9 protein-coding genes and 2 pseudogenes are annotated in these 10,217 nt (G+C 73.3%); 4 read left to right on the plus strand and 7 right to left on the minus strand.

From position 1 onward, the window contains the following. Window positions 1-816: 816 nt before the first annotated feature. A complete protein-coding gene (locus ACFXHB_RS43250) occupies window positions 817-1,317 on the minus strand; it encodes a hypothetical protein (protein ID WP_380582498.1) in 501 nt (166 codons plus the stop codon). A gap of 400 nt (window positions 1,318-1,717) precedes the next feature. Then, window positions 1,718-2,725, minus strand: a pseudogene (locus ACFXHB_RS43255) (AAA family ATPase); the annotation flags it as partial. Between the two features lie 283 nt (window positions 2,726-3,008). On the opposite strand from ACFXHB_RS43255, the pseudogene ACFXHB_RS43260 reads away from it, so the two are divergent. Beyond that, window positions 3,009-3,161: pseudogene (locus ACFXHB_RS43260) on the plus strand (helix-turn-helix domain-containing protein); the annotation flags it as partial. A 441-nt stretch (window positions 3,162-3,602) separates the two neighbouring features. Here ACFXHB_RS43260 and ACFXHB_RS43265 read toward each other — a convergent pair. Next, entirely contained in the window at window positions 3,603-4,277 is a 675-nt protein-coding gene (locus ACFXHB_RS43265) for a hypothetical protein (RefSeq protein WP_380582500.1), read from the minus strand. Between the two features lie 378 nt (window positions 4,278-4,655). Between ACFXHB_RS43265 and ACFXHB_RS43270 the strand changes: the two genes are divergently transcribed. Both ACFXHB_RS43270 and ACFXHB_RS43275 read left to right on the plus strand, forming a co-directional pair. Further along, a complete protein-coding gene (locus tag ACFXHB_RS43270) occupies window positions 4,656-5,174 on the plus strand; it encodes a hypothetical protein (protein ID WP_380582502.1) in 519 nt (172 codons plus the stop codon). 54 nt (window positions 5,175-5,228) lie between these two features. After that, window positions 5,229-5,435, plus strand: a complete 207-nt coding sequence (locus ACFXHB_RS43275; RefSeq protein WP_380582486.1) for a hypothetical protein — start codon at window positions 5,229-5,231, stop codon at window positions 5,433-5,435. A gap of 235 nt (window positions 5,436-5,670) precedes the next feature. On the opposite strand, the gene ACFXHB_RS43280 is transcribed toward ACFXHB_RS43275, so the two are convergent. The 4 genes from ACFXHB_RS43280 to ACFXHB_RS43295 form a co-directional block, all read right to left on the minus strand. Further along, entirely contained in the window at window positions 5,671-6,450 is a 780-nt protein-coding gene (locus ACFXHB_RS43280; protein ID WP_380582488.1) for a hypothetical protein, read from the minus strand. Beyond that, window positions 6,447-7,142 (minus strand): hypothetical protein, encoded by a 696-nt coding sequence (locus ACFXHB_RS43285; RefSeq protein WP_380582490.1) that lies wholly within the window; start codon window positions 7,140-7,142, stop codon window positions 6,447-6,449. The genes ACFXHB_RS43280 and ACFXHB_RS43285 overlap by 4 nt, the downstream gene beginning before the upstream one ends. Next, window positions 7,139-8,230, minus strand: a complete 1,092-nt coding sequence (locus tag ACFXHB_RS43290) for a hypothetical protein (RefSeq protein WP_380582492.1) — start codon at window positions 8,228-8,230, stop codon at window positions 7,139-7,141. Before ACFXHB_RS43290 ends, ACFXHB_RS43285 begins: the two co-directional genes overlap by 4 nt. Window positions 8,231-8,292: 62 nt before the next feature. Next, window positions 8,293-9,030 (minus strand): hypothetical protein, encoded by a 738-nt coding sequence (locus ACFXHB_RS43295; RefSeq protein ID WP_380582494.1) that lies wholly within the window; start codon window positions 9,028-9,030, stop codon window positions 8,293-8,295. Window positions 9,031-9,385: 355 nt separating this feature from the next. Between ACFXHB_RS43295 and ACFXHB_RS43300 the strand changes: the two genes are divergently transcribed. Continuing rightward, window positions 9,386-10,060, plus strand: coding sequence for a hypothetical protein (locus ACFXHB_RS43300; RefSeq protein WP_380582496.1), 675 nt, complete (start codon window positions 9,386-9,388; stop codon window positions 10,058-10,060). Window positions 10,061-10,217: the final 157 nt, after the last annotated feature.

Consider the following 10,217-nt stretch of genomic DNA (forward strand, 5'->3'; position numbering starts at 1 on the left):
CGGAGCTGTCCTCGGGCCAGACCTGGTCACGGGTAGGACGAATACGCATGGCGGGTCCCCTCGAAAGGTGGATGGGAAGAACGCGAGCGTTGATGAGCGGGAAAGCAGCTGCGGAAGCGGCCGGGAGTGCGCTCTGCTGTACCTCCCGGCCATCGGAGCGGCGGACGATCCGGCGGCACGTGTTAAGCAGAAGCACAATCAGCCCTGGGTTGCTCCGTCGGCCGAGTCAGTGGATATCAAGGGCTTCCTGGGCCCAGGCAAGGAGTTCACTCACATCAGACACCCGCTCCTGGGCACCGGCCAGGGACATGTGGCCATGGTTCCGTGCACGCGTTGAACGCCCGGATGTCGGCACCGAACCACGACGAACCGGATGAATCACAAGCTGAAGGGCAGTTTGTGACGGCCAATGAGGTTCTGCCGCAGTTCAGTTCCTGCGGCACTGGGAGGACGTGCTGCGGACCATCGGCGCGATCCACAACCGCCTCGGGAGCGCCCGGGACCGCGGCCGGTAGCGTGGCGCCGAACCCATCGAAGGACACCCACATGCGCCCTGCCCGTGTCCAGCACCTGCTCCTCGACGCCGCGACCGCGCGACGCCCAGGAGCACCTCGCCGGAGAGCGGCTGCGCGAACTCGTCGAACAGCGCCGGCAGCTGGTGCGGGCCCTGACGGCGCGGGCGGTCCAGGACGCGGCGGCGGCCGGGCACCTGCTCGGCACGGGCGCCGTCGCCGACCTGGACGGCACGCTGAGTGCCACCCTCGCCGATCCCGACGCCGCCGCGACCCTGGCCGCAGGCCGGCTGACCGCCGCCCTTCAGCCCGTGGCCTGGCCCGGCGCGCCGGAAGGCGAGGCTCCGGCAGCACCCGGCCGATCGCCCGGCACGGAGACGGCCCCGCACTCGCCCGGGCCGCAGCCGGCACCGAGGCTCCGGAGGGCGTCGTCGAGCAAGGCGGCCGGAGCGAAGGCCGCGGCCGAGGCGTTGCCGCGCCAGTAGGCCAGCAGCACCCGGATCTCGGGGGTGATCTCGAACCTGTCCACATGGCGTTCCCCGGGGACGTGGGTGGTGGCGGGTGCGGTGGCGGCCTCGGCAAGCCACCGCCACACGGTGCGGTCGGAGACCGCCAGGCACTGCGCCGTGGTGCGGACGTGCGCGCGGGTGAGAGCGCCCTCGGTGCGCAGGGCGAGCAGGCGGTGTACGGCGGGAGCGCGCAGCACCTTCAACGACACCGCGTCCAGGGCGGATTCGGCCCTGGACGGCACAGGCGCGTCGGCAGAGGCGCTGTCGGGGGCGGTGGTGGGGGTGGGGGTGTTCACCGGGTTCCTTCCCGTGTGCGGTGGCGGCTGGCGAGGCGGCGGGGTCAGGGGTTGGGGCCGAGGCGGGCGCAGGCCCGGGCCAGGAGCGCGCGGTCCGCGCCGGTGCCGGGGTGTTGGCCAGGACGGCGTAGGCGTGGGAGGTGATCTTCGCCCAGGTCCGGAAGTTCCCCCGCGCGCAGGTCTCGTCCGCGTGCAGCAGGTCGGTGTCGGTCGCGGTGTGCCACAGCGGGTGGAACAGGCGCAGCACGGCCGGGATCTGGGAGGGGTCCAGGCGGGGGATGTGCTGCCAGGTCAGCACCCGGGAAGCCAGTGCCGGGGATCGGGCGAGGGTGCGTTCGGCGCTGGCGCCGCACAGCACCAGCGACATCTGGGTGGTCGGGGCGTCGGCCAGCAGGCGCAGGTAGTCGAGCTCGGGGGTGGCGATGCGCTGGACGTCGTCGATCAGGAGCACGCCGGGGGTGGTGAAGGCCTCGATGAGCGCGCGGTCGGCGGCGTCCGTGCGGTTCGTCAGCGCGGTGGCCGGCAGGCCGAACGCGCTCAGCAGAGCGGCGCGCAGTTGTGGCAGGGCCGGTTTCACCGCCACCTGTGCCTGGCGGACGGGCACGCGGCGCGGCAGCAGGCGCAGGGCCTGGTGGACCGCGATGGTCTTGCCCTGGCCTGCGTCCCCGTAGACACAGGCGATCTGGCGCGCGGCGACCGTGTGCGCGAGTGCCTCGCTGACCTCGCCGAGCTGGCGCGTCATCACCACGTGAGCGCCCGGCACGTACAACTGCGCCCCCAGCGGCACGGCCCCCGCGGAGCCGTCGGATGGTGTGGTGGGAGGAGCGGGTTCGATGGAGGACGGGGCCTGACCGGCCTCGTCGACGGTGCCGGGCAGCGCCAGCTGTGCGAGTGCGCGGTCGTATAGCGCTGGATCCACTCGGCCGCGTCCGGGGCGGACGCCCTGCAGAACGCGTCCGGCCTGCCGCTCCCGCCGGACTGCCCGGTGCAGCGTCCCCAGCGACGGCACCGGGCCCGCCGGCACCTGTCCCGGAGCGCACGCCGCCTGTCCGGTCAGCTCCCGGTGCAGCGCCGCCACGTTCCCGCCCAGCTCGGAAAGCCTGGCCCAGAACTCATCCGTGACCGCGAAGCCGCTGCGGCGCGGAACCCGTTCCACACGACCCGACCGCCGGGCGATGGCCAGCCAGTTCCAGACCGTGCGCACCGACACTCCGGCTGTCTCGGCAGCGATCCGCACATGCACCGACGACAACTGCCCGGCCTCGTCCACCGCGAGCAGCCGCTGGACCACCACCTGGCGGGTGAGCGCCCGCTCCCGCGACCGGGACACCAGCGGGTCCTGCGGCCCGGGCGCTGGAGCAGTCCTCGGGACGGGATCGGGCGACACGGGCACAGGTGCAGCGGTCATGGGTACCAGCCCACTCCCCCACCGGGGCCGGCCGCACAGGAACGAGCATCCTCGTGTCAGCCACGGGCCTGGTGTGCTACGCCGAATCAGCGCGTCATGACAGCGAGATGGTCACCTCATGACAGCCGGGGTCTGTGGCCTGTTCAAGGAGAAGCCGAGTTCAGCGACCCATTCCCCTCGATCAGCACGCTGCTGACCGCCCTGCTGACACCACCCCACCCACTCACAGACGAGGACCAGCGCGAGGAAGGCGAGAGCAGTGGTGCATGACCCCACCGAACGCGTGCGAACGCTGAGGCTCCTCATGGGCCTCACCCAGGGGGAGCTTGCCGCCGCAGCGGGCATCTCACAGCCGCTGATCTCGCAGATGCAAAAGGGAACACGCTCCGCCACCGCGGACGTCATCGAGCGGATCGCCGCCGCCACCGGCACCCCGCCCTCCTTCTTCGACGTCGACCCGGCCGACCTGCCCACCGACACCCTGCTCTTCCGTAAGAAGGCCAGCGCCTCCGCGAAGGAAGTCAGCAGAGTCGAGGCCACGGTGCGTGAGGCGTACCGCGTCGCGGCCAGGCTCCTGGTGGAGACCAAGGTCCGGCGCGCACGCTGGTACTTGGAGATCGACGGCGTCGGCGCCGAGGCGGAGGTACTGCGGCCACCGCTGCGGGGCCTCGCGCCGAGCAACGCGCGGGACTGGGCGGTGCAGGTCCTCGCCGGCCGTGGCTGGGAGCCGTCCGCGCCGCTCGCTCTGGAGCTCACCCGAGAACGGCGCCAACCAGCCAGCCCCATGCTCGGGATCCGGGACCCCGGCCCGAACACCCCTGTTCGAGCCGGTGGGGTAGGCGGTAGCGCCCGGGCGGTCCGGTGTGGTGAGCCCTCGTCACAGCGGACCGTCGTACTGGTCGCCGTCATCTTGCGGCCGCGGCCGTGGGCGCAGGATCTCGTCGACGACATCGCCTCTGAGGCCGGCCGCGGCGGCCAGGTCCTCTTCGGTCATGCCCGCGGCGACCGCCGCCGTCACCAACGACGCCCGCCGGTCGTCCACCCGCCTCGGGTGCTCGGCGCCGTCGGCCCCGTATCGGTCCGCCCAAGCCCGCGCCGCGATCTCGGCCCAGTGCGTGCCCGGTCCGCCGGCCGGGCTCGGGTCGTCGAAATGCTGGGGGCAGCGCGACCCAGGTCCGGCCGGCGCGCGCTCCCCGCACCCCTGGTGCCCGCAGAGCTCCACCACCCGGATCCCGTGCTCCGCCCACCGGCCCCCGCCGGCTTGCAACCGCCGGGACACGAGCCTGCCGTTCCCGGGCGAGCGCAGGGTAGCCCAGCCGGCCGCTGCCTCGCCGTCCTCGATCTCGAACGGGCCGCGCGGCCCCAGGCCCTGGGACCAGTACCGGCAGATGTGTCCGGCCACCGCGAGCGCCACCAGTGGCTCCCACTCCACCGTCCGACCGCGTGCGCGCGGCAGGTCGTCCGGGAGGTTCAGTACCACCGGATCCGGTTCTCCGCCGCTAACCGCCCGCTCGATCGACTCCATCGCCGACGAGATCAGGTCTCGGGTCAACACGCTCTCCACCAACTACCTCCTGAGGGCACACGGGGGCACGCCGCGCTCGCGCGGCGCCGGCTCGCACCGGAATCCCTCACAGGGCTGATGAGCAGACCCGACTGCAGGCTGCGGCATAGCGGCCGAGCGACACGTCAGAACCCGCGAACGACACGTCGCTTCTTTGACCGGGAATCGCCTACCAGGGGGTGCGACTGGGGTGTACGGTGCCTTATTGGCTGGACACTCACTGCCACCTGTCGCTGCCCGATCCCCGCCCACCCGGGGGTGTCCGGGCGTCTCCGACGGCCAGGGACTCAAGGGTTCCCGTGTAGATGGACACAATCGCCTTCTCCGGCGGGGTGCGTGGGAGACCCGCCAGGATCGAAGAGCCCCGTGTCACCGAAGAAGAACCGCTCCACCGCCGCCAAGCTCGCCCGCGCGGCGCAGCAGGAGAATCCCGAGACCCCGTACACCGAGCTGTTGCGTGCCGCGCAGGCCGCCGGCTCCGCCCCCGCCGTCGAGCCGCGCCCGGCTCCGGCCGCCCGCACCACCACCAGAGGTACCCGCATGCCCGCCTGGTCCCCCACCACCCTCGTCTGCGTCAACCACCGCTACGACCGCCAGAACGCCGACCACGCCGGTGGCTCCCGGTACGCCGACTACGTCCTTCAGAAGGCCTCGGCCTTCAACTGCTGGCGCGACCAGAAGGACCTCGACCCGGTGCGCTTCGGCGGCGAGGCGTGGCAGATCGCCACCGGCCCGGTGATGTACCCCGGGTTCGTACAGACCCGCCCCGACCTCGCCTCCGTGCGGGTGTACCTGGACGACTACGAGGGCGCCATGGTGGTCGAGGTGCCCGTGCCGATGTCCCACGGGCACCTCGCGGGCGCGGACCGGTGGCCGTACGACTGACAGGACTGGCAGCGCGAGCGCTTCTCGTTCGACGAGGAGTTCCAGGGCCACCAGATGCCCGAGGTCGTGCGGGGCAAGGTCGCGGTGCTGACCAGCACCACGGTGCGGCTCACCCTCCCCGAGGCCGATCTCCATGTCCCGACGACGCTGTCTGGACCGGAGCTCGCGTTGGACGCCACCTTGGCGTTGGAGACGCTGGTCGAGCTGGTCAACCGGCACGCCGGCCCGGTGGCCGCCCGCGTCCTCGGCCAGAAGGGCTGACGCTCACCGGCACCGGACTTCGGGCCGCCCGCCCCCCGGCCGGGGGCGGGCGGCGGGGGGCGGGGGGCGAGACGAACGCGTCAGGGTCGCCCTGGGCGAGCCCGGTTCGCGGGGTGAGGCCGTTCGAGGTCCCTCTTGGTCCCGCTGCCCGGAGGGAGCGGTCCACGGCCGTTCCTGCGTCGTACGGTGGATGACGGGGTGCCCGGACTCGGCGCCGGCGTGGCTCAAGCCGGTGTCAGGTGGCGTCGGCGAAGTCGTCTTCGGCGATGTCGGCCACCAGGGCGTCCCCGTCGGCGGCCTCCGCGGGACCGGGGATGTAGGGGCCCGAGCCACTGCGCTCCCACGGCAGCCGGAGGTTCACGTCGGGCCCGTTGACGGGCTCGTCCGCCGGATCGGCCCGGTCCGACCAGGTGAAGCCGCGTTCGGCCGCGAGGGAGGACCAGGCCCGTGCCCACCGTTCCCGCCGGTCGGTGTCGAACGGGTGCCGGTTGGCGGCCCCGCGGTAGGTACGGGCGACGGCGTGCCCGTACACGAGCGCGAGCACGTCTTGACGGTCGGTCCGGGTGAGCATCTCCAACGCGGCGGCCAGCGGGTGCGCGGGAGGCAGACCGGCGAACGCCGGGTCCCCACGAAGGTTCACGGCCGCGCGGCGGCGCGAGGCACGAGCGGCGTCCGACCGCCCCAGCCGGTGGGCGGCACCGATCTCCAGGATCCGCCCGGACAGGCCGGCGGGCTCTGCGGCGGCGGCGAGCCACTGGACACTGAGCTGGAACGCGAGGCTGGGCAGGACCTCCCGGCGCGCGACGGAGAGCGGCGAGCGGGCGGCGAGCCACCAGCCGAGGCAGGCCAGCCGCCAGGTGGTGGCCTCGCCCGGCCGAACGTGGCCACCGAACCGATCGACGGGCCCCGTGACCCCGACGACGGCCCTCATCGCACCCAGATGCACCGGGTCGGTGACGACCAGGGAGCGGCGCAGCGGCGACATGTCCCGCTTCTCCCGCGTGAGGGCGCTCATCGGGCGGCCGCCGTGGCGGGGCGGGCCGGCGGGGGCACGGCTTCAGTGGTGCGCGTTGGTGTGTGCTCCAGGGGCAGGGTGTGGAAGCCGACGACGGTCTGCAGGGCCGGTGTGAGGCCTCGGCCGCGGTCGGTGCGGTAGATGGTTTTGGCGTGTCGGATCACCAGGCTGGTGTCGACCTGCTCGACGCCGGCGCGGCTGTAGGCGCACAGCGTCGTCAGCAGGGAGTCGAGGCGAGCTGTTCGCAGGTCGTGTTTGTGGGTGTGTACGGCCCGCTGGAGGCGGCCGCAGGCCCTGACGAGGTCGACGTGCCGGTTGGGGTTCGGGGTGGTGTTCACGATGATGCCGCGGATCGCGCCGTGCAGGTCGCTGAACGTGTCGAGGGCCGGGTGGGTGAGGGCGCGTTGCAGGGCCCACTGGGTGATGAGGGCGGCTGCCAGCCGGCGCACCCCCTCGGAGGCCGTCCCGTTCTGCCGCGGGACGACGTGCGCGATCCGCTCCCGGGTGGCGCGGGCGAGGCCCCTGCGTGCGGGGTCGGCAAGGTTGGTCGTGCCGTGGACGGCCGTGAGGATCAGCGTCGCCGGCTGGTAGCGGGGCTGTCGGTTGGCCCTGGCCGCGCGGTCGAGGACGGCGCACAGCTCGGTGTAGGGGTGCGTGTCCTCGTCGAGGTCGGCGAGCTGGGTGGCGCTCACCGGCCGGCCGCCTTCACCGGGGGCAGGGCGGGGACGGTGCCGGTGGCGCGCAGGTGGGTGTAGGCGTCCGCGATCCGGGTGTACGCCTCGGCCATGGCGGCGTCCACCTCGGGGCTGTCCGAGATGCCGCCGGAGCGCTGGCCGGCGGCGGCTTGACGGCGCAGCTGGGTGATCTGCTGGGCGAGCCAGGCGTCGCCGTTGAGCTGGGCCAGGTGCGTAGGCGGGGTCTCGTCGTCCTCCACGCTGTCCTGGAACTGCTGGTTCGCGGCGAAGTACTCCTTCTCCAGCGCCGTGACGTCGGCCGGCAGGGCATCGTGGACCAGCTCGTCGATCTGGTCGTCCGTCACGTCCGGGTGCCGCTCGCGCAGGGCCTGGACGTGGGCGTGCAACGCCGCCTGGTAGCGGTCGCGGGACTCGGCCACGGCGGCGGGCGTCGGCGGGACCAGCGCGAGCGGGGCGAGGTTGCGGGTGAAGGAGTGTGCGGCGCACGACCACAGGCGGCCCGCGGCCTGCTCCGGCGCGGTCGTGGTGGTGGCGGCGAGGTCCTCGGCGTGCGCGGTCAGCGCCCGTGCGCAGTCCTCCAGCAGGTCGAACTGCGCGTGCAGGTCGACGCCGACCTCGATGTCGTCCGGGCGCAGCCGGTGGATGACCTCAAGGGGGATGCCGCTGGTGCGGTAGACGGTGATGGGGTCGACGCCGGCGGCGAGCGCGCCCAGGACCAGGACGTCGCGGCGGTCGTCGACCTCCTCCTGGGCCAGTCGCCAGTCCAGCAGCGCGTCCCCGGCGGTCTCGGCACTGGAGAAGTGGAGGGCGGGCTGCTCCTGTGGGGCGGGCTCTGCGCGGGTGGGGGTGGCGGCGGCCCGGCGGTCCAGCCACTTGGTGAGGGCCTGGCGGCTGACGTCGCCGATCTCCCGGGCGGCGCCGCCCATTCCGGCGGGGCCGGCGGCCAGGTCGCGCAGTGCCTGGGCCTTGATCTCCTCCAGGAAGCTGACGGCGGCGGTGATGGCGTTGTCGGCGGCGCGGTAGCGGCGCAGCGGATCACGGTCTTCTAGATCTTCGGCGAGACGGTCGGGCAGGACGGACATCATGACGGGCTCCAGGAAGGTGGTGGGGCGGGCCCCGGCGCCGGGTGCGCCGGAGTCGGCGGGGGTCAGTAGAGGTCGAGGTCGGGGTAGTCGAGGTCGGGTTCCTCGTCGAGGCGGCGCAGGGTCTGCCGGTGGGCGGCGATCTGGTCGGGGGTGAGGATCACCGGGTCGAAGTCGACGCGGTGCTCGGCGACGACTTCGCCGTCCTGGTGGATGGTCACCCGCAGGGCGCTGTAGGTGGGCGTCGAGGGGATGTGGCTGTCGGGGACGGCCTCGCGCAGGGCGGCGAGCTCGTTGTCGCGCTCGATCGACCACCGCTCGTCCTCGGCCCGGGCGGCGGCCACGCTCTCGAAGTCGGCGTCGGGGTCGACGTCGGAGGAGAGGGTCCCCTCGCCCTCCTCCTTCAGCAGCCAGGTGGCGCCTTCGTCGTCGCTGACTTCCATGCGGTAGCTGTAGCCGGCGCTCACCAGGCCTGCGACGTCGGTGGCGTCCCAGTGCCCGTGCTCGTCCATCATCCGGGCCTGCTCCTCGTACTCGGCCCAGGCGGCGGCGACGTCGTCGCTGTCCTTCGTCTCGCGGCCCTCGGGACGCTCGTGCGTGACCGCGTACCGGGTGGCGCCTGTCGGCGGGTCGACGTACTCCACCAGGGCCAGCCGGAACTCCTCCTGGCCGTGACGGTTGTTGGCGGTGCTCAGGCGCAGGCGGTGGCCGGCGGCGATGGCCTCCAGGACGCGCTCCGCGCTCTCGGGGTCCAGGTCGCCGCGCTCGTAGCTGCTGTTCACCACACGGACGGTGCCGGTCATGGGTACGCTCCAGCGTCATGGGTCCCGTCCAATCCGGGGCCCGGGGTGTCGGGGTGGCTGCCCCGACACCCCATATGCAACCCTAGGTTGCACCGATGCGCAACCCTGGGTTGCTTGGTATGACAACCTGAGGTTGCGCGTTCGGGTGCGGTGCGGGTCCGGCGGGTGGCACAATCGCGGTCAGCGGGGCCCGTACGCCGACGCCCGCCCCGTCGCTTCGTTCCGGAGCGCTCTTCGCGTCAGCGCAGGCCGCGTCGGCCCGCTCCATCCTCTCCGCGGTTGCGGAGGTCGCCGGCGGTCTCGGACACGGATTCCGGGCCGCGGGCCGCCTGTGCCCGCACCGCGAAGGAGCGCCATGCCCGTCACCGAGCAGCACCCCGCCGATCTGTTCTCCGCCCACCTCGCCGGCCCCGACCTGACCGGTCCCGGCTCCCCGGCCGGCGGCTGGGAACCCGCCGCCGCTTGGGCCCGCCCCTCGGCCTACAGCGCCGACCGCTCCGCCCGCCGCGCCTACCTGCTGACCGCGGCCTACCACCCCGATTTCCCCGCCCGGGCCGGACGCGCGGCGCTCCTCCTGGGTCGGCGCCTGGGAGCGCCCACCGACGACCGGGCCGTCGCCGTCGGCCTCGCCCACCTGGCCACGCACATCGCCGCCCGTGACCTCACGGCCCGCCTCGCCGGCGCCGGCCCCGACGACGCCACGCTGCCCGGTCTCCTCGATGACACGATCCGGTGCCTGTGGCCGGAGCCCGGCCGCGCCGCCCGTCCCGGGCACCAGGCCCACGACGCCGGCCACCGACTGCGCGCGCACCTCGAAGCCCTGGGCTACCTCACGGGCGGCGGGCTGCTGGTGCGCACCGCCGACCAACTGACGGGCCTGGCCGGCTGCCAGGGCCACAGTGCCCCAGCCTGGGCGGGGTCACTGGCCGGCGGGATGCTGCAGTACTGGACGGAGGAGTACCGCGGTATCCCGGTGCGCGGCCGCACCGACCTGATCCACCGCGCGGCCGCGCCCGCCCTGGTGCCGTAGGGCGGGCGCGGCACGAGGGCCCGCAGGCTGGGCTCCTAGTGTCCTGCACCTGAAATGTCAGCTCTAAGTCTGCGTCAGGTTTCAGTGGTCGGCGGGTTGATTTTGGTGAGGTAGTCGGCGAGGGAGTTGAGGATCTCGTCGGCGGTCTTGGTCCAGG

This window comes from Kitasatospora sp. NPDC059327 (genome assembly GCF_042752535.1).
Taxonomy (GTDB): domain Bacteria; phylum Actinomycetota; class Actinomycetes; order Streptomycetales; family Streptomycetaceae; genus Kitasatospora.